Origin of the sequence: Variovorax ginsengisoli, from assembly GCF_030811835.1 — a bacterium.
Classification (GTDB): Bacteria; Pseudomonadota; Gammaproteobacteria; order Burkholderiales; family Burkholderiaceae_C; genus Variovorax; species Variovorax ginsengisoli_C.
Genome location: NZ_JAUSRO010000002.1, coordinates 244,212 through 267,288, shown reverse-complemented (window position 1 = coordinate 267,288; position 23,077 = coordinate 244,212). Strand labels below are relative to the sequence as shown.

General features: G+C 67.1%; 22 protein-coding genes and 1 tRNA gene. 18 read left to right on the top strand and 5 right to left on the bottom strand.

All coding sequences use genetic code 11. From position 1 onward, the window contains the following. Positions 1-11 precede the first annotated feature (11 nt). Complete coding sequence (gene mutM, locus J2W36_RS03415; RefSeq protein ID WP_307688263.1) at positions 12-827, bottom strand: bifunctional DNA-formamidopyrimidine glycosylase/DNA-(apurinic or apyrimidinic site) lyase; 816 nt, start codon at positions 825-827, stop codon at positions 12-14. A gap of 86 nt (positions 828-913) precedes the next feature. Between mutM and J2W36_RS03410 the strand changes: the two genes are divergently transcribed. From J2W36_RS03410 to pth, 7 genes are all read left to right on the top strand, one after another. Further along, on the top strand, positions 914-2,737 hold the full coding sequence (locus tag J2W36_RS03410; protein WP_307688262.1) for a tetratricopeptide repeat protein: 1,824 nt from the start codon (positions 914-916) through the stop codon (positions 2,735-2,737). Further along, complete coding sequence (locus tag J2W36_RS03405; protein WP_307688261.1) at positions 2,734-3,270, top strand: lipoprotein insertase outer membrane protein LolB; 537 nt, start codon at positions 2,734-2,736, stop codon at positions 3,268-3,270. Before J2W36_RS03410 ends, J2W36_RS03405 begins: the two co-directional genes overlap by 4 nt. Continuing rightward, positions 3,267-4,136, top strand: a complete 870-nt coding sequence (gene ispE / locus J2W36_RS03400; RefSeq protein ID WP_307688260.1) for a 4-(cytidine 5'-diphospho)-2-C-methyl-D-erythritol kinase — start codon at positions 3,267-3,269, stop codon at positions 4,134-4,136. The genes J2W36_RS03405 and ispE overlap by 4 nt, the downstream gene beginning before the upstream one ends. Positions 4,137-4,204: 68 nt before the next feature. Then, positions 4,205-4,281 (top strand) — tRNA-Gln (locus J2W36_RS03395). Positions 4,282-4,455: 174 nt separating this feature from the next. Further along, complete coding sequence (locus J2W36_RS03390; protein WP_307688259.1) at positions 4,456-5,430, top strand: ribose-phosphate pyrophosphokinase; 975 nt, start codon at positions 4,456-4,458, stop codon at positions 5,428-5,430. Positions 5,431-5,526: 96 nt separating this feature from the next. Beyond that, positions 5,527-6,207, top strand: coding sequence for a 50S ribosomal protein L25/general stress protein Ctc (locus J2W36_RS03385; RefSeq protein ID WP_307688258.1), 681 nt, complete (start codon positions 5,527-5,529; stop codon positions 6,205-6,207). 88 nt (positions 6,208-6,295) lie between these two features. Further along, complete coding sequence (gene pth / locus J2W36_RS03380) at positions 6,296-6,955, top strand: aminoacyl-tRNA hydrolase (RefSeq protein ID WP_307688257.1); 660 nt, start codon at positions 6,296-6,298, stop codon at positions 6,953-6,955. On the opposite strand, the gene J2W36_RS03375 is transcribed toward pth, so the two are convergent. Then, entirely contained in the window at positions 6,944-7,210 is a 267-nt protein-coding gene (locus J2W36_RS03375; protein ID WP_307688256.1) for a YfhL family 4Fe-4S dicluster ferredoxin, read from the bottom strand. The genes pth and J2W36_RS03375 overlap by 12 nt on opposite strands. Before the next feature lie 64 nt (positions 7,211-7,274). On the opposite strand from J2W36_RS03375, the gene J2W36_RS03370 reads away from it, so the two are divergent. From J2W36_RS03370 to J2W36_RS03340, 7 genes are all read left to right on the top strand, one after another. Further along, the gene (locus J2W36_RS03370) at positions 7,275-8,225 is read left to right on the top strand and encodes an ABC transporter permease (RefSeq protein WP_307688255.1); all 951 of its coding nucleotides are present in this window, start codon (positions 7,275-7,277) and stop codon (positions 8,223-8,225) included. Beyond that, complete coding sequence (locus J2W36_RS03365) at positions 8,222-9,103, top strand: ABC transporter permease (protein ID WP_307688254.1); 882 nt, start codon at positions 8,222-8,224, stop codon at positions 9,101-9,103. Before J2W36_RS03370 ends, J2W36_RS03365 begins: the two co-directional genes overlap by 4 nt. 9 nt (positions 9,104-9,112) lie before the next feature. Continuing rightward, positions 9,113-10,099: an ABC transporter ATP-binding protein gene (locus J2W36_RS03360; RefSeq protein ID WP_307688253.1), complete on the top strand. Its 987-nt coding sequence runs from the start codon at positions 9,113-9,115 to the stop codon at positions 10,097-10,099. Then, positions 10,096-10,923 (top strand): ATP-binding cassette domain-containing protein, encoded by an 828-nt coding sequence (locus tag J2W36_RS03355; protein ID WP_307688252.1) that lies wholly within the window; start codon positions 10,096-10,098, stop codon positions 10,921-10,923. The genes J2W36_RS03360 and J2W36_RS03355 overlap by 4 nt, the downstream gene beginning before the upstream one ends. 98 nt (positions 10,924-11,021) lie before the next feature. Continuing rightward, positions 11,022-12,536, top strand: a complete 1,515-nt coding sequence (locus J2W36_RS03350; protein WP_307688251.1) for an ABC transporter substrate-binding protein — start codon at positions 11,022-11,024, stop codon at positions 12,534-12,536. 168 nt (positions 12,537-12,704) lie between these two features. Beyond that, positions 12,705-14,192 carry an ABC transporter substrate-binding protein gene (locus tag J2W36_RS03345; protein WP_307688250.1) on the top strand — a complete coding sequence of 496 codons (1,488 nt, stop codon included), beginning with the start codon at positions 12,705-12,707 and terminating at the stop codon, positions 14,190-14,192. Between the two features lie 9 nt (positions 14,193-14,201). Next, the gene (locus J2W36_RS03340) at positions 14,202-15,611 is read left to right on the top strand and encodes an amidase (RefSeq protein WP_307688249.1); all 1,410 of its coding nucleotides are present in this window, start codon (positions 14,202-14,204) and stop codon (positions 15,609-15,611) included. Positions 15,612-15,639: 28 nt separating this feature from the next. Here the strand turns inward: J2W36_RS03340 and J2W36_RS03335 are convergent, their stop codons facing one another. Together J2W36_RS03335 and J2W36_RS03330 are read right to left on the bottom strand one after the other, a co-directional pair. Next, complete coding sequence (locus J2W36_RS03335) at positions 15,640-16,233, bottom strand: murein hydrolase activator EnvC family protein (protein ID WP_307688248.1); 594 nt, start codon at positions 16,231-16,233, stop codon at positions 15,640-15,642. 76 nt (positions 16,234-16,309) lie between these two features. Further along, positions 16,310-17,191 (bottom strand): LysR family transcriptional regulator, encoded by an 882-nt coding sequence (locus J2W36_RS03330; RefSeq protein WP_307688247.1) that lies wholly within the window; start codon positions 17,189-17,191, stop codon positions 16,310-16,312. Positions 17,192-17,313: 122 nt separating this feature from the next. On the opposite strand from J2W36_RS03330, the gene J2W36_RS03325 reads away from it, so the two are divergent. The 4 genes from J2W36_RS03325 (at position 17,314) to J2W36_RS03310 (ending at position 22,712) form a co-directional block, all read left to right on the top strand. Beyond that, positions 17,314-17,712, top strand: coding sequence for a tautomerase family protein (locus J2W36_RS03325; protein ID WP_307688246.1), 399 nt, complete (start codon positions 17,314-17,316; stop codon positions 17,710-17,712). Between the two features lie 43 nt (positions 17,713-17,755). Further along, the gene (locus J2W36_RS03320) at positions 17,756-19,129 is read left to right on the top strand and encodes a tetratricopeptide repeat protein (protein WP_307688245.1); all 1,374 of its coding nucleotides are present in this window, start codon (positions 17,756-17,758) and stop codon (positions 19,127-19,129) included. 78 nt (positions 19,130-19,207) lie between these two features. Next, a complete protein-coding gene (locus tag J2W36_RS03315) occupies positions 19,208-21,079 on the top strand; it encodes a bifunctional metallophosphatase/5'-nucleotidase (protein ID WP_307688244.1) in 1,872 nt (623 codons plus the stop codon). Positions 21,080-21,266: 187 nt separating this feature from the next. Further along, on the top strand, positions 21,267-22,712 hold the full coding sequence (locus tag J2W36_RS03310; protein WP_307688242.1) for an NAD-dependent succinate-semialdehyde dehydrogenase: 1,446 nt from the start codon (positions 21,267-21,269) through the stop codon (positions 22,710-22,712). A gap of 67 nt (positions 22,713-22,779) precedes the next feature. Here J2W36_RS03310 and J2W36_RS03305 read toward each other — a convergent pair whose 3' ends face one another. After that, positions 22,780-23,028, bottom strand: coding sequence for a hypothetical protein (locus J2W36_RS03305; RefSeq protein WP_307688241.1), 249 nt, complete (start codon positions 23,026-23,028; stop codon positions 22,780-22,782). Between the last annotated feature and the right edge of the window lie 49 nt (positions 23,029-23,077).

The window sequence follows — 23,077 nt, the reverse complement described above, 5'->3', positions numbered from 1 at the left end:
GGTGGCGCCGCTCAGTATTTCTGGCAGACGGGGCAGAAGTAGGTCGAGCGCTGGCCCTGCTTGAGCAGGCGTATCGGCGTCGCGCAGACGCGGCAGGGCTCGCCCGCGCGGCCATAGACCGTGGCTTCGAGCTGGAAGTAGCCGCTCTGGCCGTCGATGTTGGAAAAGTCGCGCAGCGTGCTGCCGCCGCGCTCCACCGCCCGCGCGAGGATCTCGCGCACCGCCGCATGCAGGCGCAACGCGCGCGGCCGGCTGATGCGTGAGGCCGACACGGTCGGACGGATGCCCGCCAGGAAAAGTGCTTCCGAGGCATAGATGTTGCCCACGCCGACCACCACGTCGCCCGCCAGCAGCACTTGCTTGATCGCCGCCTGGCGCCGCTGCAGGCCGGCATGAAAGGCGTCGAAATCGAAGGCTTCGCCCAGGGGCTCCATGCCCAGCCGGCCCAAGAGCTTGATGGCCAGCGGCGATGCTTCATCCTCCACGAACACGACGGCGCCGAACCGGCGCGGGTCGTTCAGGCGCAGCGTGCCGCGGCTGGTGACCAGGTCGAAATGATCGTGCGCGCCGGGCGACGGCGGCGCCGCGTCGAAGCGCAGGCTGCCCGACATGCCCAGGTGCATCAGCAGCAGACCCTCGTCCAGATCGAGCAACAGGTACTTGCCGCGCCGACGCACGGTACGCACCGTGCGTCCGACCAGCCGTGCCGGATCAACCGCCAACGCCCAGCGCAGCGGTTTGCCGACGCGCACGGCCTCGATGCGGGCGTCGCTGATGCGGTCGACGAAACCGCGGCGCGTGACTTCTACTTCAGGTAATTCAGGCATGGGGAGAATGAAGGCGACATGAAAACGCGCGGGAACCTGACGCCCTGGCAACGCTCTGACAAAAGCCTTGGATTATTATGAGTTCAATGACCCCTCCGCCTCGCCGACTCCGCCTTGCGGCGGCCATTCCCCTCGTTGCCCTGGCGATTTCCGCCTACGCGCAGCCTGGGCCCACCGTTACGCCGCCTGCAGCCCAGGTCCAGAAAGCCGAGGAAACGCCCAGCCAGCCGTCGGCATTGACCGCCTCGCTGTTCTACGAAGTGCTGCTCGGCGAGTTGAACGTACGCACTGAGGACCCGAGTGCGGGCTACGCGCTGATGCTCGACGCGGCACGCAAATCGCGTGACCCGCTGCTCTTCCAGCGCGCCGTCGAGATTGCACTGCAGTCGCGCTCCGGCGACGCTGCGCTGGTCGCCGCCCGCGCCTGGAAAGAGTCGGTGCCTGACTCGCGCGAGGCGCGTCGCGTGGAACTGCAGATCCTCATCGCGCTCAACCGCATCAACGAGACCGTCGAGCCCTTGCGCGCCGAGGTGACCGCCACGCCGCTGCCCGAACTCCCGCTGCTGATGGAGCTGGTCGCCCGCAACTATGCGCGCGCCACCGACAAGAAGTTGGCTGCGGCGGTCGTGGAACAGGCGCTCAACGACCAGATCGCCAATCCGACGACGGGCGCGCTCGCCTGGACCACCGTCGGACGCCTGCGCCTGTTGGCCGGTGACTCCTCCGGCGCGCTCGACGCCGCGCTCAAGGCGCAGCAGATCGATGCCACGTCCGAGGGCCCGGCATTGCTGGCCATCGACCTGATCGACCCGGCCCAGCCGCTGGCCGAACCCATCGTCAAGCGCTACCTCGCCACGCCCAAAGCACTGCCCGAACTGCGCGTGGCCTATGCCCGCGTGCTGGCCGAAGCTCGCCGCTACCCCGAAGCCACGGCCGAACTCACCGCGGTCACCACCGCACGTCCCGATCTGGCCGAGCCCTGGCTGCTGCTGGCCAGCCTGCAGATGCAGGCGCGTCAGGACACGCTGGCAGAAGCCTCGCTGCAGCGTTATGCGAGCCTGGTCGAAAAGCAGCCCGCCGACACCGATTCCGGCGCCACCGCCGACCGCCCGACTTCCACCCTCACGCCCCAGGCGCGCAAGCGGGGCCTGAACCAAGCGTACCTGATGCTCGCGCAGCTCACTGAACGCCGCAAGGACTACAAGGCCGCCGAGGGCTGGCTTGCGCGCGTCGACAGCAGCGACGATGAAGCCGGGGCACAGATCCGAAGCGCCGCATTGCTCGCGCGCCAGAACAAGCTGCCTCAGGCACTGGCACTGGTCCGCGCCATTCCCGAGAAAGATGCGGACACTGCGCGCCAGAAGTTGCAGGCCGAAGTGCAGTTGCTGCGCGATGCCAAGCAATACCAGGCAGCCTACGACCTGCTCGCCAAGGCCCGGACGGCCACGCCCGATGACCCGGACCTGATCTACGACCAGGCCATGCTCGCCGAAAGGCTCAATCGGTTCGACGAAATGGAGCGCCTGCTGCGCAGCCTGATCGCGCTGCGCCCGGACAGCCAGAACGCCTACAACGCACTCGGCTACTCGATGGCCGATCGCAACGACCGCCTGCCCGAGGCGCGCACGCTGATCCAGAAGGCCGTCCAGCTCGCGCCGCAAGACCCGTTCATCGCTGACAGCCTCGGTTGGGTCGAGTTCCGCATGGGCAACACGGCCGAGGCGTTGCGCATCTTCGAGGACGCCTACAAGCGCCGCCCTGATCCGGAAATCGGCGCGCACTTCGGCGAAGTGCTGTGGACGCTGGGGCAGCGCGACCGCGCCCTGGCAATCTGGAAGGAAGCCAGCCTGGTCGAAGCCGACAACGAGACCTTGCAGGAAACGCTCAAGCGCCTGCGCGTGAAGCTGTGAGTGCCGCGTATCGGCAGCCGCGGTCGCTGACCATCGGGCGGCGGTCGCTGCTCGCCGCGACCGCCGGTCTGGTCCTATTGGCCGGGTGCGCATCGCCCGCCGGACCCGGCGCCCAGCCGCCTTCTGGGCAGCCACCTACGCACTGGAGCGGCCGTCTGTCGCTGCGCGTCGAAGACAGCAGCACGCAGAGCTTCGCGGCAATGTTCGACTTGCGTGGCGCGCCCGAAGCTGGCGAACTCACGCTCACCAGTCCGATCGGCAGCACGCTCGCGGTGCTCCAGTGGTCGCCCGGCGAAGCGCTGCTCAAGAATGGCAACGACGTGCGGCGGTACGCCTCGCTCAATGCCCTGATCGAGGCCGTCACGGGCGCCGCCATTCCTGTGGCCGCGCTCTTCGGATGGCTGGAAGGCCGCGATGAGCCAGTGACCGGCTGGCGCCCCAATCTGGCTCAAGTCACTCAGGGCCGGCTGCAGGCCACCCGCGAATCACCGCAGCCGCTGGCCGACCTGCGCATCGTCTTCGAACGGCAATGAAGGCGCTTTACGACCTGCCGGCACCCGCCAAGCTCAACCTCTTCCTGCACATCACCGGACGGCGCGACGACGGGTACCACCTGCTGCAATCGGTGTTCATGCTGGTCGACTGGTGCGACACGTTGCACATGGAACTGCGATCGGATGGCAAGCTGAGCCGGGAGGACCTCACCACGCCGCTGCCGGCCGACGACCTGGTGCTGCGCGCGGCGCGCGCCCTGCAGGCGTTCGCGGCCCCCGGCCAGGGCGCGCACATCGGTGTGGCCAAGCGGGTGCCTGCTCAGGCGGGCATGGGTGGCGGGTCCTCGGATGCGGCCACCTGCCTGCTCGCGCTCAACCGCCTGTGGCAGCTCGACCTGCCGCTGGACACGCTCGCCCGCATCGGCCTGACACTCGGCGCCGATGTGCCCTTCTTTCTCTGCGGACACAACGCCTGGGTCGAGGGCATCGGAGAGAAAATCACACCCATTGCCCTGCCTGCGGCACGGTTCGTGGTGGTCAAACCACCCCAGGGCCTGGACACCGCGCAAATTTTTGCGGCGAGCGATTTGAATCGCTCAACTTCTGTGGCTATAATCACAGGCTTTGCTGCAGCAAGCAAATCTGAAGTCTACGGCTTCGGGCACAACGATCTGCAGCCAGTTGCTCAACGGCTTTGCCCCGCTGTCACCGACGCCATCGATTGGCTCGGCACACAGGGATTGCAAGCAAGGATGACTGGCTCCGGAAGCGCGGTGTTTGCAGTGCTGGCAGCAGATTTGCAGGAAAATTCGCAGGAAATGACACTGGCTCCATCCCCCGTAGGTTGGCAGGTTCATCAGTGCGATAATCTCGGCGCTCATCCTCTCCAGGGTTGGGCAGTCTAGATAAAAGTCGGAATGTTTGGCATTTCGGCGCGACATAACGGTTGGCGACTTTGGTCGTCGACCCGTGTAGGGGAGTCGCCAAGTTGGTTAAGGCACTGGATTTTGATTCCAGCATGCAAAGGTTCGAATCCTTTCTCCCCTGCCAAAACATGATGTGCCAGCCTCAGGCTGCACACCAGGCAGTCAAGGCCTCTTGGCCCTGACGCCGTATCGATCGCGACGTCAACATCGCGGCCCACGAGTTTGCAGCCGCCGGCTGCAACGATGACGAGAACACTGGTAGCCCCCTGAAGGGCTCATTGCATTGCTGGACGCACTCATGCAGGCTCAAGCTCCTGATTTCATGGTTTTCACCGGCAATGCCAATCCGGGTCTGGCTGCGGATATCGCACATCACCTGGGCACCACACTCGGTGCAGCCCGTGTGGGCCGATTCTCCGATGGCGAAGTCACGGTCGAGATCAACCAGAACGTGCGTGCCCGTGACGTGTTCGTGGTGCAGTCCACCTGCGCGCCGACCAACGAAAACCTGATGGAGCTGCTGATCATGGTCGACGCGCTCAAGCGCGCCTCGGCCGAACGCATCAGTGCCGTCATCCCCTATTACGGGTATGCCCGCCAGGACCGCCGTCCGCGTTCGAGCCGGGTGCCGATCTCGGCAAAGGTCGTGGCCAATCTGTTGCAGACCGTGGGCGTGTCCCGCGTGCTGACGATGGACCTGCACGCCGACCAGATCCAGGGCTTCTTCGACATTCCGGTCGACAACATCTATGCGTCGCCGGTGCTGCTGGGCGATCTGCGGGCCAAGAACTACGAAGACCTGATCGTGGTGTCGCCCGACGTCGGCGGCGTGGTCCGTGCGCGTGCACTGGCCAAGCAACTGGGCACCGACCTGGCCATCATCGACAAGCGCCGCCCCAAGGCGAACGTGAGCGAAGTGATGAACGTCATCGGTGAGATCGACGGCCGCAACTGCGTGATCATGGACGACATGATCGACACGGCCGGCACGCTGGTCAAGGCAGCCGAAGTGCTCAAGGAGCGCGGCGCAAAGAAGGTCTATGCGTACTGCACGCACGCCATCTTCTCCGGCCCGGCCATCGAACGCATCGCCCAGGGCTCGGCCCTGGACGAAGTGGTCGTCACCAATACCATTCCCCTTTCCGACAGCGCCAAGGCCTGCGGAAAGATTCGCCAGCTGTCCGTGGCGCCGCTGATCGCAGAGACGATCCAGCGCATTGCCAAGGGCGAGTCGGTGATGAGTTTGTTCTCGGACCAGGACAATCTCTTCTGAGATTGACCGGTCTGGGCAAAGAAGCGGGCGCCCTTCGTGGCGCCCTTTTGAAATCGGAGTCGCACTGGTCGCGGTGGACTTCCACAGGAGTTAATTATGCAATTCGTCGCTTTTGAGCGCGCCAAGCAGGGTACGGGTGCGAGCCGCCGTCTCCGCATTTCGGGCAAGACCCCCGGCATCGTCTACGGTGGTGACACCGCGCCCCAACTGATCGAGATCGATCACAACGCACTGTGGCACGCCCTGAAGAAGGAAGCCTTCCACGCCTCCGTCCTCGAGATGGACCTGGGCGGCACCGTGAGCAAGGTCCTGCTGCGCGACGTGCAATACCACCCGTTCCGCCAGCTGGTGCAGCACATCGACTTCCAACGCGTCGATGCCCGCACCCGCATGACCATGAAGGTGCCGGTCCACTTCAAGGGTGAAGAGGAATCGGAAGCCGTCAAGATCGAGCTGAACCTGGTCAACCACGTGACCACCGAACTCGAAGTGAATTGCCTGCCCGCAGAACTGCCTGAATTCATCGAAGTCGACCTGTCGGGCCTGAAGAAGAACGGCACCGTCACGCTCAAGGACATCAAGCTGCCACGCGGCGTGAAATGGGTGAGCCACGGCAAGTCGAACCTGGTGCTGGCCTCGGCCACGTCTCCGGTGGTCGAAGAAGAAGACGCACCGGTCGTGGAAGAAGCTGCTGCAGCACCCGCCGGCAAGGGTGGCAAGGCCGCCGCCAAGACGCCTGCTGCCAAGGCACCTGCTGCCAAGACCGCCAAGAAGTAATCGCTGCTTCGCGGCTGCCTCGCAGTCTCTCGACGGCCCGCCTCGTGCGGGCCGTTTTGTTTTCATCGGCTCCTCGATAATCGGCACCATGATCAAGTTGTTCGTCGGCCTGGGCAATCCGGGCCCGGAATATGAAGCCACGCGCCACAACGCGGGTTTCTGGTGGATCGATGCCCTCGCGCGCGATTGGAAGCTCACCCTGTCGCCCGAGCGCAGCTACCACGGCCTCGTGGCGCGCACGCAGGTCGGAGGCCGGCCGGTCTGGCTATTGGAACCCCAGACGTTCATGAACCTGTCGGGCAAATCGGTCGGTGCGCTCGCGCGCTTCTTCAAGATCGAGCCGGCCGAGATCCTGGTGGTGCATGACGAGCTCGACGTGGTGCCCGGCCAGGCGAAGCTGAAGTTCGGCGGCAGCCATGCCGGCCATAACGGCCTGCGCGACATCCATGCGCAACTGGGGACCGGCGATTACTGGCGCCTGCGCCTGGGTATCGGCCATCCCGGCGTCAAGGCCGAGGTCGTGAACTGGGTGCTGAAAAAACCGCTCAAGGAGCAACGTGACGCGATCGACGACGCCGTCATGCGCACACTGCACGCGGTACCCGCGCTGCTGGCCGGCGAAATGGACAAGGCGATGCTGCAGATCCACACCAGCAAGCCGCCACGGCCGAAACCGCCGCGTCGCGACCCTGGCGAAGGCAGTGGCGGCGGCGAAAGCGGCGCTGCAGCTGCGCCCTCAGGCGCGTAGCGCGGCCTTCCGGGCTTCGAGGCGCTCGAACTTCTGCCAGAGCGTCTCGTGCGCCTCGACGTGCGCCGGATTCACCGGGATGCAGGCCACGGGACAGATCTGCACGCACTGCGGCTCACTGAAATGACCGACGCATTCTGTGCATTTGTGCGGGTCGATCTCGTAGATCTCCTGACCCATGTAGATGGCATCGTTCGGGCACTCGGGCTCGCAGACATCGCAATTGATGCATTCGTCGGTGATCATGAGTGCCATGCCCCGGATTATCCCCGTTTGGGCATGGTCGTTGCGAGAGACAGGTTATGCTGCGCCCCGCCCCATGAGTCTCTTTCTATTCAAACGCTTCGCGACCCTGATCGGCACGCTGATCGGTGCCTCCATCATCGTGTTCCTGGTCCTCGAGATCCTGCCCGGTAACGCCGCGCAGATGCTCATGGGGCCGGACGCGTCCCCCGACGCCGTCGCTGCCCTGGCCACCAAGCTCGGTCTCGACCAGCCCGCCTGGACGCGCTACTGGCACTGGGTGGGCGGCATGCTCACCGGCAACCTGGGTGACAGCTACGCCTACAGCTCGCCGGTGCTCGACCTGATCCTCGAACGACTGGCGCTCACGGTGCCGCTGGCCCTGCTGGCCATGACGCTGACCACGGTGCTCGCCCTGCTGGTCGGCGTGACCGCTGCGGCGCGCCACAACAAGATGGGCGACGTGGGCCTCATGGGCCTCACGCAGGTGGGCATCGCCATTCCGAATTTCTGGTTCGCGATCCTGCTCATCCTGGTGTTCTCGGTCAAGCTGCAGTGGTTCTCCGCTGGCGGCTTCGACGGCTGGGGCGAAGGCGTGGGTGCCGGCCTGAAGGCGCTGCTGCTGCCGGCACTGGCACTGGCCGTCGTGCAGGCTGCCATCCTCGCGCGCATCACGCGATCAGCCGTGCTGGAGGTGATGCGCGAGGACTTCGTGCGCACCGCGCGCGCCAAGGGCGTGTCGCAGCGCGCGGTGCTCTGGACGCACGTGCTGCGCAACGCGTTCATCCCGGTCATCACCGTCATGGGCATGCAGTTCTCCGAACTGCTGGCCGGCACCATCGTGGTGGAGAACGTGTTCTACCTGCCCGGCCTCGGCCGCCTGATCTTCCAGGCCATCAGCAACCGCGACCTGATCGTGGTGCGCAACTGCGTGATGCTGCTCGCTGCGCTGGTGGTCATCGTCAATTTCGTGGTCGACGTGTTGTATGCAGTGATCGACCCGCGCATCAAGGCGTCGGACATATGAGCGCCCTCCCCGTTCTCGCACCCCACGCCGCGGCCCTGAAGGTGCCCGGCTTCTGGCGCCGCGCGCTGCAGCACCGCAGTTTCGTCATCGGCGGCGTGCTCACGCTGCTGCTGCTGCTCGCGGCCGCCGTGTCGCTGGTCTGGACGCCGTGGTCGCCCTACGAGATGGACATGCAAGCCAAGCTGCAGTCGCCCAGCTGGTCGCACTGGCTGGGCACCGACAGCTTCGGGCGCGACGTGGCGTCGCTGCTGCTGGTGGGCGCCCGCGCATCGATTCTGGTGGGCGTGATTGCCGTGGGCATCGGCCTGACGGTGGGCACGGCGCTCGGCCTGCTGGCCGCAGCGCGGCGCGGCTGGGTCGAAGAAGTCATCATGCGCTTTACCGACTTCTCGCTGGCTTTCCCCGCCATCCTCTCGGCGATCATGATGACGGCAGTGTTCGGTGCGGGCATCGTGAACGCGATCGTCGCCATCGGCATCTACAACATCCCGACCTTCGCGCGCATCACGCGCGCCTCAGCCAACGCGATCTGGTCGCGCGAGTACATCGCTGCGGCACGCGCCTGCGGCAAGGGCGCCTTCTCCATCACGTTCCAGCACGTGCTGCCCAACATCTCGGCCGTGCTGATCGTGCAGATCACCATCCGCTTCGCCATCGCGATCCTTGCCGAGGCCGCACTGTCGTACCTGGGCATGGGCACACAGCCGCCGCAGCCTTCCTGGGGTCGCATGCTCAGCGAGGCGCAGACGCTGATGTTCCAGGCGCCGCTGCTGGCCGTGTTTCCGGGCATGGCCATTGCGCTGGCGGTGCTGGGCCTGAACATGCTCGGCGATGGCCTGCGCGACCTTCTCGATCCACGCCTGGCCCGGGCACGCTGAACGACCGACATGGCACTCCTCGAAGTCAACGACCTTCACATCGGCCTGCAGACGCAACGCGGCCCCGCCGAGGCCGTGCGCGGCATCGGCTTTTCTCTTGAACGCGGCGAAACGCTGGGCATCGTGGGTGAGTCCGGCTGCGGCAAGTCGATCACCGTGCAATCGCTCATGGGCCTGCTGCCCGCGAGCGCCAAGGTCACAGGCAGCATCCGCTTCGACGGCCAGGAACTCGTCGGCGCCAGCGAGCGCACGCTGTGCGACATTCGCGGCAACCGCATCGGCATGATCTTCCAGGAACCGATGACGGCGCTCAACCCTGTGCACACGATCGTGCGCCAGGTGGGCGAACCGCTGCGGCTGCACCGTGGCCTGTCGCAGGCGGATGCGCGCAAGGAAGTGCTGGCTCTGCTCGACCGCGTGGGCATTCCCGACGCGGCCTCGCGGCTGGACGCCTACCCGCACCAGTTTTCGGGCGGCCAACGCCAGCGCATCGGCATCGCGATGGCATTGGCCTGCGGGCCCGACCTGCTGATTGCCGACGAGCCGACCACCGCGCTGGATGTGACCATCCAGAAGCAGATCCTCGAACTGATCCGCAGCCTGGTGGCAGAGCGCGGCATGGCGCTGATCCTGATCTCGCACGATCTGGGCGTGATCGCCCACACCGTCTCCAAGATGCTCGTGATGTACGGTGGCAGCGTCGTCGAGAGCGGCCCGACCGCCGCCGTGTTCGCCGCGCGCGCGCACCCCTACACGCAAGGCCTGTTCGCCGCGCGTCCGGTGCTCGGCGCGCCGCGCGGCGGCCGGCTGGCCACCATCCGCGGCAGCGTGCCCGAACTGGTCGACATGCCGCCGGGTTGCCCGTTCGCCGGGCGCTGCAGCCACGCCGTCGATGCCTGCGTGACCACGCGGCCGCCGGCCACCTGGCTGCCGCACGACCATGCGGTGCGCTGCATACGCCTCGACGAGATCGTGCCCGAAGGAGTGGCCGCATGAGCGCGACACCTTCGACCGCGCCGTTGCTCCAGGTGACCGACCTGGTGCGTCACTACGCCATGCCGCGCGAGACGCTGTTCGGCCCCGTGCCGCTGGTCAAGGCACTCAACGGTGTGAGCTTTTCCGTGCAGGCCGGCCGCAGCATGGGCATCGTGGGCGAATCGGGCTCCGGCAAGTCGACCATCGCGCGCCTCGTGATGGCGCTGGACTCGCCCACTTCGGGCCGTGTCGAGCTCGAAGGGCGCGACCTGCACAAGCTGCCGCGGGACGCGTTGCGCACCGCGCGCCGCGATTTCCAGATGGTGTTCCAGGACCCCTACGGTTCGCTCGACCCGCGCCAGACGGTGGCCCGCATCGTGGCCGAGCCGCTGGAAGCGCTGGCGGAAATCAGCCGCGCAGAGCAGCGCGAACGCGCGGGCGAATCGCTCGCAGCCGTCGGCCTGCGCAGCACCGACATGGACAAGTACCCGCACGAGTTTTCGGGCGGCCAGCGCCAGCGCATCGCCATCGCACGCGCGCTGATCACACGCCCCAAGCTCATCGTGGCGGACGAACCAGTGAGTGCGCTCGATGTATCGGTGCAGGCCCAGGTGCTCAACCTCATGCAGGACCTGCAGCAGCAGTTCGGCGTGAGCTATCTGCTCATCAGCCACGACCTCGCCGTGGTCAACCACCTGTGCGACGACGTGTGCGTGGTCTTCAAGGGCCAGATCGTCGAACAGGGGCCGCCCGAGCAGCTGTTCCGCGCGGCGCAGCACCCGTACACGCGCACGCTGCTCGATGCGGTCATGGCGGCACCAGGTGGCAACGTGCTGCACGGATAGGGCGCGCAGGCATCGGATGATTCGGTCATGAGCATCTGGTTGCGCGCGAAGGCGCCAGCCTTCAAGATGGGGCCATCGTTCTCTGAAGGACTTGACGCTTGATCCATCGACGCACCCTGCTGGCCACCGGCGCAGCCTCCCTGGCGCAACTCCCGCTGCTCACACCACTCGCACTGCCGCTGAACGCACTGGCCCAGAGCCGTCGCAAGGACACGCTGGTTCTCGCGCTCACGCTCGAACCCTCCGGCCTGGACCCGACGGCCAAGGCCGGCGCCGAGATCGCCGAAGTGGTGCTCTACAACGTGTTCGAGACGCTCACCAAGATCAACGGCGACGGCAGCGTGACGCCGCTCCTGGCCGAACGCTGGGAAATCTCGCCCGATCTGCGCACCGTCACCTTCCAGCTGCGCCGCGGTGTGAAGTTCCATAACGGCGAGCCCTTCGATGCCCAGGCCGTCAAGTACAGCTTCGACCGCGCCGCCTCGACCGACAGCACCAACAAGGACAAGCGCACCTTCACGAACCTGCGCACGCAGGTGATCGACAGCCACACCGTGGTGCTGATCACGCAGGAGATCGAGCCCGACCTTCTCTTCCTGCTGGGCCAGGCCTCGGCCATCATCGTCGAGCCCAAGACGGTGGAGACCAATGCGACCAAGCCAGTGGGCACCGGGCCTTACCGCTTCGACAGCTGGGCCAAGGGGTCGACCATCGGCCTGGTGAAGTGGGACGGTTTTCGCGAGCCCGAGGCCGCGCAGATCCGCAAGGTCACCTTTCGCTTCATCTCCGAGCCGGCGGCGCAGGTGGCCGCGCTGCTGTCGAACGACGTCGACCTGTTCCCGCACGCCTCGGTCTCGCGCAGCCTGCCGCAGTTCCAGAACGACAAGCGCTTCCAGGTGCTGTTCAACGCCTCGCGCGGCAAGGTCATCCTGGCCATCAACAACAAGCGCAAGCCGCTGGACGACGTGCGCGTGCGCCGCGCCATCTCGGCGGCAATCGACCGCAAGGCGGTGATCGATGCGGCGTCGGACGGCCGCGGCGTGCCGATCGGCAGCCACTATGTGCCGGGTGCTCCGGGCTACATTGACACCACGGGCATCAACCCCTACGACGTCGAGAAGGCCAAGCGGCTGCTGGCCGAGGCCGGCGTGAAGACGCCGCTGGAACTGAGCCTCGTGCTGCCGCCACCGCCCTACGCACGCCAGGGCGGGGAATTCATCGCGGCGCAGCTCGCGAAGATCGGCATCGTGGCCAAGATCCAGAACGTCGAGTGGGCGCAGTGGATCAGCGGCACCTACGGCAACAAGAATTACGACCTGTCGGTGATCCTGCACGTCGAACCCTTCGACCTGGTGAACTACACCAAGCCCGATTACTACTGGGGCTACCAGTCGCCGCGCTTCGACAAGGCGTTCAGCCAGGCGCGCAACGCGCCCACGGCGGCCGAGCGCAACAAGTACCTCGGCGAGGCACAGCGCGTGCTGGCCGAGGACGCTGCCAACGTGTTCCTCTATCAGCCGCAGCTCATCACGGTGGCCGCGCGCGGCCTGCGCGGATTGTGGAAGGACGCGCCGATCTTCGCCAACGACATCGCGGCCATCCGCTGGGGTTGACGCCCAAGCAGTGCTGGGGCAAATACCTGCCCCGCACCCGCCCGGGACGCGCTGGCCTGCGCGAGAATGCGCAGGCACATGGCATCTTTCGTGCTGTGTCTGTCGAATGGCGCGCGCCCTGCGGGGCCGAGCGCGCCGGTCCCTGCAGTTTTTCGGAGTGAACCTCGTATGTTGAATCGTCGCACCGTGCTCGCCTCTGCCGCCCTGGCCACCGTTCCCCTGGCGCTGCCTCAGACCGTCTTCGCCCAGAACCGCAAGGACGCCATGGTGCTGGGCATGACGCTGGAACCCACCGGCCTGGACCCGACGACCAGCGCAGCGTCTTCCATCGCCGAGGTCGTGCTCTACAACATCTTCGAGACGCTCACCAAGATCAACGCCGACGGTTCGGTCACGCCACTGCTGGCCGAGAGCTGGGACATTTCCCCCGACCTCAAGACCTACACCTTCCGCCTGCGCCGCGGCGTCAAGTTCCAGAACGGCGAGCCCTTCAACGCACAGGCCGTCAAGTTCAGCTTTGAGCGCGCAGGTGGCGAGAAGAGCACCAACAAGGACAAGCGCACCTTCGCCAACGTCGGCGTGCAGGTGATCGACGAATTCACCGTCGTGCTGCTCGCCAAGGAAATCGACCCCGACTTCCCGTTCGTGCTCGGTCAGGCCACTGCCATCATCGTCGAGCCCAAGAGCGCCGACACCAATGCGGCCAAGCCCGTGGGCACCGGTCCGTACAAGCTCGACAGCTACAACAAGGGCGCCTCGCTTGTGCTGAGCAAGTGGGACGGCTACCGCGCGCCGGCCCAGGCCAAGATCAACAAGATCACCTTCCGCTTCATCTCCGACCCGGCAGCCCAGGCCGCCTCGCTGCTGGCCGGCGACGTCGACGCGTTCCCCCGCATCGCCACGCGTGTGGTCGCGCAGTTCAAGAACAACCCGCAGTTCCAGGTGATCCTGGCCGGCTCGCGCGCCAAGACGATCCTGGCCATCAACAACGCGAAGAAGCCGCTGGACGACGTGCGCGTGCGCCGCGCGATCCTGGCTGCGATCGACCGCAAGGCCATCATCGAAGGCGCTGTGGATGGCCTCGGTGTGCCGATCGGGAGCCACTACGTGCCTGGCGCGGCCGGCTACGTCGACACCACCGGCGTCAACCCCTTCGACGTCGAGAAGGCCAAGAAGCTGCTGGCCGAAGCAGGCGTCAAGACGCCCCTCGAACTCACGATGACACTGCCGCCACCGCCCTACGCACGCCAGGGCGGCGAGATGGTCGTGGCCCAGCTGGCCAAGATCGGTATCGTGGTGAAGGTGCAGAACGTCGAATGGGCCCAGTGGCTCAGCGGCACCTACGGCAACAAGAACTACGACCTGTCGATCATTTCGCACGTCGAACCCTTCGACCTGGGCAACTACGCCAAGGCCGACTACTACTGGGGCTACCAGTCGAAGGCGTTCAACGCGCTGTTCGACAAGATCAAGACCACCGCCAATGCCACCGAGCGCAACAAGCTGCTGGGCGACGCGCAGAAGATGCTGGCCGTCGACGCGGCCAACGGCTTCCTGTTCCAGCCACAGTGGCCCACCATCGCCAAGAAGGGCGTCAAGGGGCTGTGGAAGGAATTGCCGATCTTTGCGAACGACCTGTCCGCACTGTCGTGGTGACCGCAGGCGATGTCCTCTGAACTGCACGATCTCCCCGCCCGCGAACTCGCATCCCACTACCGCGACGGCAAGCTATCGCCCGTCGAAGTGACCCGCGCGGTGCTCGCGCACATCGAGCGCTGGGAGCCGCACCTGCAGGCCACCTGGCTGCTGCGGCCCGAGGCCGCGCTCGAACAGGCGCGCCAGTCGGAGGCGCGCTGGAAGCGCGGCGAAGCCATCGGCCCGCTCGACGGCATCCCGACGACCATCAAGGAAAACATCGCCACGCGCGGCGATCCGCTGCCTGCGGGCACGGCGGCCGTCACGCTCAAGCCTGCTGCGGCCGACGCGCCGCCGGCCGCACGGCTGAAAGAGGCGGGCGTGGTGCTCGTGAGCAAGACGACCATGCCTGATTACGGCATGTTGTCGTCCGGGCTGTCGAGCTTCCACACGCTCGCTCGCAATCCTTGGGACCTGAGCAAGACGCCCGGTGGCTCCAGTGCCGGCGCCGGCGCGGCAGCCGCGGCCGGCTACGGCCCGCTGCACATTGGCACCGACATCGGTGGCTCGCTGCGGCTGCCAGCGGGTTGGTGCGGCATCTTCACGCTCAAGCCGAGCCTGGGGCGCGTGCCGATCGACCCACCCTACATGGGGCGTGCGGCCGGCCCCATGACGCGCACCGTCGGTGACGCCGCGCTGATGATGCAAGTGCTCGCCCAGCCCGACGCGCGCGACAGCATGAGCCTGCCCGCGCAGGACATCGACTGGGACGCCTGCGACGTGAGCCCGGACCACCTGCGCGGCCTGCGCATCGGGCTGCTGCTCGAAGCCGGCTGCGGGCTGCCGGTCGAACCCGAAATCCGCGAAGCCATCGAACATGCCGCACGGCTGTTCGAGAAGGCCGGCGCCATCGTCGAGCCGATGCAGCCTTTCATGACGCAAACCCTGCTCGACGGCATGGACCATCTCTGGCGCATGCGCTCGATGGTCGATCTGCAGGCCCTGCCCTCCGCGCAACGCGACAAGGTGCTGCCCTACATCCGGGCCTGGGCCGAAAGCGCTGCCGGCTTCAGTGGCGAGCACGTGTTCCGGGCCTTCAGCCAGTTCCACGCGACACGCGTGGTCACGGTCGATGCCTGCGCCGACTACGACTACGTGATTTCGCCGACCGCGCCCAATTCACCGGCACCGGCTGAATGGGCCGGTCCGACCAACGACCCGATGCGGCCGCTCGAGCACATCGGATTCACGGTGCCCTACAACATGTCGGAACAGCCTGCATCGTCGATCAACTGCGGCTACACCAGTGCCGGCATGCCGATTGGCCTGCAGATCGCGGGCCGCCGTTTCGACGACCTCGGCGTGCTGCAGGTCTCTCGCGCCTTCGAGCAGATCCGCGAGCCGCAGCGCCACTGGCCCCACCCACCCGGCGCGCGGTAGCAGCCGCCGATCGCGGCCCACCGCGCGGCTAGAACATCCGGCCGTCGAGATAGGGCTCCGGATCGACGGCCGTGCCCTGCTTGCGAATCTCGAAGTGCAGCTCGACGCGGTTGTTCGTCGCGTTACGGCCCATCTCGGCGATGGGCTGACCCTGCTGCACCTCGTCACCCTCCTTGACCAGCGCCTTGCCGATCTGCGCATAGGCGGTGATGAAATCGTCGTCGTGCTTGACCACGATCATCGTGCCGTACGTCGACAGCGCACTGCTGACCAGCACCACACGCCCGGCGCGCGCGGCGTGGATCGGCTCGCCCAGATTGCCGGCGAAATCGACGCCCTTGTTGGTGTCGTTGTTGAAGCGTCCCACCCGCGCGCCCGGCACCGGCGGCACGAAGCTGCGCGGGCCGGTCACCACTGGCGGTGCAGCGGGCGCCGTGACGACCGGGCGCGGCGGCGCGGGCATGGGCGCAGGAGCCGGCGCATCGGTACTGCCCAGCGGACGCAGCGGCGGCATCGGGGGCAGTGGTGTCGACACGCAGGCGGCCAGACCGGCAAGCGCCAGGGACGCCGCGACAGCGCGAACGCCTCGCGAGGCCACGGTGGGGGGAATGTGCTGATTCATGCGCCGTAGGATGCACGCAAAGGCGCCGGGTTCCCAGCGGGGATCACCCGCCCTCTGTGCGGGCATGCGCCCAGCATCAGCGTAGGTGAGAAGCCAACAGCTCGCGCGCCCTGCGCACGAAATCGGTTTCACCCGCACGCGGCGGCAGGAATTGAAAGGTCACGCGCGGCAAGGCGGGCAGTCCATGGGGCGGGGCCAGGCGGCTGACGCCCTCGACCAGGGCCGAGGTGTTGAGGCAGGCGACACCCAGTCCGGCCGCCAGGGCAGATTGCAGTCCAGCCACGCCAGAGGCCACGTGCGCCACGCGATACGGCACCTTGCGCTCGCGCAGCAACCCGACAGTGAAACGATGCAGCGAGCAGGTGTCTGGCAGCACCAGCAAGCGCACGGACTCGCCCCTCACCAGACGCATGCCGTTCGCCGCCATCCAGACCAGCGGCTCGCGCGACAGTGCCAACGCACCCGCAACGGGCGGTGTCGGCGTGCCCTTCCCCGCGCCCGCGCCACCGATGCGCATCGAAAGGCCCAGGTCGAACTCACCACGCGCGCAGCCCGCCTCGATGGCAGCGCTCTTGAGGATGCTGACATGCAGGCGGACCTGCGGGTAACGCTCGTCCAGCCGTGCCAGCAGACGCGTCACTTCGGCGGGCCGGAAGTAGTCGGTCACAGCCAGCCGAAGCTCCCCTTGCAGCGATTCGCCGCGCAGATCGCGCATCGCCTCGTCGCTCAACGCCAGGATGCGGCGGGCGTGTGCGAGCAGGCGCTCGCCGGCTTCCGTCGGCTGCACGCCAGCCTTGCTGCGCAACAGCAACGGCTGTCCCGCCAGCGCCTCGAGCTTGCGCATCTGCTCGCTCACTGACGACTGCGACAGGAACACGCGCGGTGCGGCGGCCGTGAGGCTACCGGCCTCGGCCACCGCCACCAGCGTGCGCAACTGCTCTACGTCGAAGACCTGCATGACCGCTCATCCATTTTTTATCCATCCGTTATTCCGATGGTACTCATCATATCTTCCCGCTTTTCCGATGCTTTTGATACTTCCAGAATCGAGGCCTCTTCAATCCTCTCTGCAAGATCGCCATGCCTCACATCGCCCTCCTTCTCTCCGGACCCGCCGATCCCCTGCTGACCCGCCGTGCAGTCGACACCTTGGCGGCACTGACCCAGGCGACGCTGGGCAAGCAACCGCAGGTGATCGCCGTCACCGTGCAGTACATCCCGGACGACGCGTGGTTCGTCGGTGGCCAATCACTGGCCACGCTCGGCCTGCATGCCTTCAACCTGGAGATCAGCGTGACCGACGAAACCAACACCAAGGCCGAGAAGGCGCGGTTTCTGCGCGAAGTGCATGCGGCCATGGCGCAAATGCACGGGCCGCTGCACGAGGTGTCGTACGTGCATGTGGTCGATGCACGCGCAGCCGCCTACGGCTACGGCGGCAAGACCCAGGAGCACCGCCACCAGCAAGCCGGCGTCTGACGGGGCATCGCGCAATGGCGCGGACCGTGGCACCATCGGCCCCATGACCGCCGTGCCCTTGCTCGCCGACGCCCTCGGCAACCCCCTGACACTCGACGATCCGGCCAGCCTGCCGCGGGTCGACGACTTCGTGATGGGCTTCATTGCCTGCGAAGCCCGGGCCGGTGCGCTCATGGAATTGATCGACCGCGACATGAGCCCCATCGTGCAGGCCTACGGTGCCGCGCTGCACCTGTTCGCCGAGTCGCGCGAGGGGCGCATCAACGCCCAGCCCTATCTGGCACGCGCACTGGCCGGCGCTTCGCGCACCACGTCGCGCGAGCAACGCTTCATCGCCGCCGTCGCGGCCTGGGCCGAGGGCGACATCCTGCGCGCCATCGCGCTGCACCATGAGCAGGCCGCGGCACATCCACGCGACCTCGCCGCCCTCAAGCTGGGCCAATACCACTGCTTCAACACCGGCGATTGCCCGGGCATGCTGCGCCTGGCGCTGACCGCGCTGCCGGCCGCGGCCGACGTGCCCTACGTGCACGGCATGGCGGCGTTCGGCTACGAGCAATGCCACCTGATGCGCGAAGCCGAGGCCAGTGCGCGCCAGGCCATGGCACTGTGCCGCAAGGAGCCCTGGGCGCATCACGCGCTCGGCCACGTGATGCTCACCGAAGGCCGGCTGGCCGAGGGGCTGGCCTTCATGCAGGACGTGAGTGACACCTGGACGGGACTCAACTCGTTCATGGTCACGCACAACTGGTGGCACGTCGCGCTGTTTCTCATTGACCTCGACCGCGCCGAAGAGGCGCTTGCCATCTACGACCGCCAGGTGTGGGGCGTGGTCAAGGACTACACGCAGGACCAGATCAACGCGGTGTCGCTGCTGGCGCGCTTCGAATTGGCAGGCATCGACGTGGGCAACCGCTGGAACGACGTCGCCAGCTACCTCGGCCGACGGCTCGACGACCATGTGCTGCCTTTCCTCGACCTGCAGTATCTCTACGGCCTGGCCCGCGCCGGCCGGCCCGAGGCCGATACGCTGCTCCATCACATCGCGCAGTACGCACCCCACGCACCGGCTGCCACGCGCGCAGCCTGGCAGCAGGTGTGCGTGCCGGCCGCACAGGGTCTGCACGCCCATGCACGCGGCGATTTCGCGGGGGCGATCGCGGGCCTGGGCACCGCCTTGCCCCACCTGGTCGCCATCGGCGGCAGCCATGCGCAGCGCGATCTTTTCGAACAGGTCTACCTCGATGCGCTCGTCCGCAGCGGCACCGAGGCCACGCTGGCCGGCGCACAAGGCATCCTTCAGCAGCAGTGCAACGGCCAGCCCGAGTCGCTGCGCCTGCGGCGCCAGACGGCTGCGGTGTATGAGAAGCTCGGCCTGCCGGTGTCGCTCGGCAACGCCGTCTTGCCACGGGCCTGAACCGGGTACGCTAAGCCGTCACGCGCAGGTCACCGCTGCGTGCCAGCATCACCCCCGTTGCAAAGGAACATGACGATCATGGGCAGGCCTCTTTCCGGCATCTCGGCACGCGGCAGCAGCTCAGCACGCAGCAGCAGCTCAGCATTCAGCAGCATCGCCGCCGCGCTGCTTGCGCTGACGCTGCTCGGCGCGTGTACCGCCCCGGCCACCCCGGGCGCGCCAGGGGAGCTTGTCGACGCACCGCCGCCCGGCATGGTCGACGTCACGCTCATCGCCTTCAACGACCTGCACGGCAACCTCGAGCCGCCCCTCGCAACGGTCAACGCACCCGGACCGATGGGCCGCACGGTGCAGGTGCCTGCCGGCGGCGCGGCCTACATGGCCTCGGCCATCGCCGCGCTCAAGGCGCGCAACCCGAACCATGCGGTGGTGTCGGCCGGCGACATGATCGGCGCGTCGCCGCTGGTCTCGGCGCTGTTCCTGGACGAGCCGACCATCGAGGCGGTCAACGCGATGCACATCGATTTCAACGCGATGGGCAACCACGAATTCGACAAGGGCCGCGCCGAACTCGTGCGCATGCAGCAAGGCGGTTGTGTGCAGCACACGCTGCTGCAGCCCTGCCGCCTGAACCCGGCCTTCGCAGGGGCCAACTTCGGCTTTCTCGCGGCCAACACGGTGCGAGAGGACGGCGGCACGCTGTTCCCTGCCACCGGACTGAAGACCTTCACGCAGAACGGCGCCACGGTGAAGGTCGGCTTCATCGGCATGACGCTGCGCGCCACGCCCAGCCTGGTGACGCCCGCGGGCGTGGCCGGCCTGCGCTTCGACGACGAGGCCGACACCGCCAACGCGCTGGTCGCCCCGCTCAAGGCCCAGGGTGCCGACGCCATTGTCGTGCTGCTGCACGAGGGCGGCAGCACGCAGGTCGGCTACAACGACAAGCGCTGCGCCGGGCTGAGCGGCGACATCGTGCCGATCCTCTCGCGCCTGTCGCCCGAGATCGACGTGGTGGTCTCAGGCCACACCCACCAGGCCTACCTCTGCGACCTGCCGACCAGCGATCCGTCGCGGCGGCGCCTGCTCACCAGCGCCGGCCTGTACGGCACGCTGCTGACCGACATCCGTCTGCGCATCGATGCGCGCACGCACCGGGTGGTCACCCGCAGCGCGGACCAGGTGATCGTGCAGGGCGAGCCCTTCACCCGCGCCGGCCAGACCGTGGCGCTGAACGACCGTTATCCGGTGTTTTCCAAGGACCCTGACGTGGCCACCCTCGTGGCGCGCTACGCTGCGGCGGCCCAGCCGCTGGCGCAGCGGGTGGTCGGGCGGCTGGGTGCGCCGCTCGACCGCCGCCCGAGCGCATCGGGCGAAAGCACCTTGGGCAATTTCATTGCCGATGGACAGCTGGCCGCCACCCGCGCGCCCGAGGCGGGCGGTGCGCAACTGGCATTCACCAACCGCGGCGGCATGCGCGAAGACCTGGTGCCTGCGCCCGACGGTACCGTGCGCTATGGGCAGCTCTTCAGCGTCCAGCCGTTCGGCAACAGCATGGTCGTCAAGACCTTCACGGGCGCACAGATCCGCCGTGCGCTGGAGCAGCAATTCGACAGCGGCACCAACACGGTCCAACGGCCCCGGGTGCTCATGGTGTCCGAAGGTTTCCACTACGCCTTCGATCTGCAGCGCGCGCCTGGCGAACGCATCTCGGAGCTGCGCCTCAACGGCGTCGCGCTGCAGGCCGACGGCCGCTATCGCGTCGCAATGAACAGCTTCCTGGCCGCAGGCGGAGACAACTTCACTGTGTTCACCGAAGGCACCGAGGTGCTCGGCGGTGCACCGGACCTGGAGGCGCTGGAGCGCCACATCCACGCGCAGGACCGCGCGGGCCACGGCGCCCCAGCCCCTGCGACCGACCGCATCCTCAATCTCACGCGCGGGACACCTTGACCCCAAGGGCGCTACGGCGGTACCCACCACCTGCCCGATGCAGGCGACCGAACACGGCTAGGATAGTGGGGCTGCCTCGCAGCGCGTGCAGCGGCCTGTCCGCCACGCGCGACCCGGTACCGCCGGCGACCCTGCTGTGGTCGCCATCTTCCAGGCGCGTTCGCGCGCCCCTCCTCAAGGACTTCACATGACCTCTACCAGCTATACCGACACGCGCCTCCTGATCGACGGCAAATGGTGCGACGCCGCTAGCGGCAAGACGCAGGACGTGATCAATCCGGCCACCGACAAGGTGATCGGCAAGGTGGCGCACGCCGGCATCGTCGATCTCGACCGCGCACTGGCCTCGGCCCAGCGCGGTTTCGAGGCGTGGCGCAAGATCCCCGCCAATGAACGCGCCACCACGATGCGCAAGGCCGCAGCGCTGCTGCGCGAGCGGGCGGCCGACATCGCCCGCCTGCTGACCCTCGAACAGGGCAAGCCCTTCGTCGAAGCGCGCGGCGAAGTGCTTGCCGGCGCCGACATCATCGAATGGTTCGCCGACGAAGGCCGCCGCGTCTACGGCCGCATCGTGCCCTCGCGCAACCTGGCTGCGCAGCAGCTGGTGCTCAAGGAGCCGCTGGGCCCCGTCGCGGCTTTCACGCCGTGGAACTTCCCGATCAACCAGATCGTGCGCAAGCTCGGCGCGGCACTGGCCAGCGGCTGCTCCTTCCTGGTGAAGGCACCTGAAGAAACGCCCGCCTCGCCGGCCGCGCTGCTGCAGACCTTCGTCGATGCCGGCGTTCCGCCCGGCACCGTGGGCCTGGTCTACGGCGATCCGGCCGAAATCTCGAACTACCTGATCCCGCACCCGATCATCCGCAAGGTCACCTTCACCGGATCGACGCCCGTGGGCAAGCAGCTCGCCGCGCTGGCCGGCGCGCACATGAAGCGCGCCACCATGGAACTGGGCGGCCATGCACCGGTGATCGTGGCGGCCGACGCCGACGTGGCCCTGGCCGTCAAGGCCTCGGGCGGTGCCAAGTTCCGCAATGCCGGCCAGGTGTGCATTTCGCCGACCCGCTTCCTGGTGCACAACAGCATTCGTGACGAATTCGCACGCGCGCTGGTCAAGCATGCCGAAAGCCTGAAGCTCGGCGACGGCCTGGCCGAAGGCACGACCCTCGGCCCGCTGGCCAACCCGCGCCGCCTGAACGCCATGGCCAAGGTGATGGACGACGCGCGCGCCAAGGGTGCCAAGATCGCCACCGGCGGCGAACGCGTGGGCAGCGACGGCAACTTCTTCGCACCGACCGTGCTGACCGACGTGTCGCTGGACGCCGACGTGTTCAACAACGAGCCGTTCGGCCCGGTGGCCGCGATCCGTGGTTTCGACACACTGGAGGAGGCGATCGCAGAAGCCAACCGCCTGCCGTTCGGCCTGGCCGGCTACGCGTTCACGCAGTCGATCAAGAATGCGCACATGCTGGCGCAGCAGGTGGAAGTCGGCATGCTGTGGATCAACCAGCCCGCCGCACCTTCTCCGGAAATGCCTTTCGGCGGCGTCAAGGACTCGGGCTACGGCTCCGAGGGCGGCCCGGAAGCCATGGAAGCCTACCTGGTGACCAAGGCCGTGTCGATCATGGCGGTCTGAGCCACCTTCGACGCCGTGGCGAGCAGGGCCGGGACGGGAACACGCCCGGCCGGTCCTGCCGGTACCTTCAGTTCTGTGCCACGGCCAGCACGCCGTCGATCGCCTGCACGATGTTCTGGCGTGCGTCCAGGCCGACTTCGCCTTCGGCCAGCAGCGTGCGGATCAAGCCCAGCGTACGGATCAGCTCCGCCTCCATCTCGGTGAGCAGCGGAATGACTTCGTAGCGCGGATACTTCCCTTTGGCGCCCAACGGGCGGCCGGGTCCGGACAGATCGACGTCGTAGCCTTCTTTGATGGCTGCAGCCTGGGTCTTCATGATGGTGAACGGCTCTGAGTTCCAAAGCCGCATTGTGCCTGCGCCACTG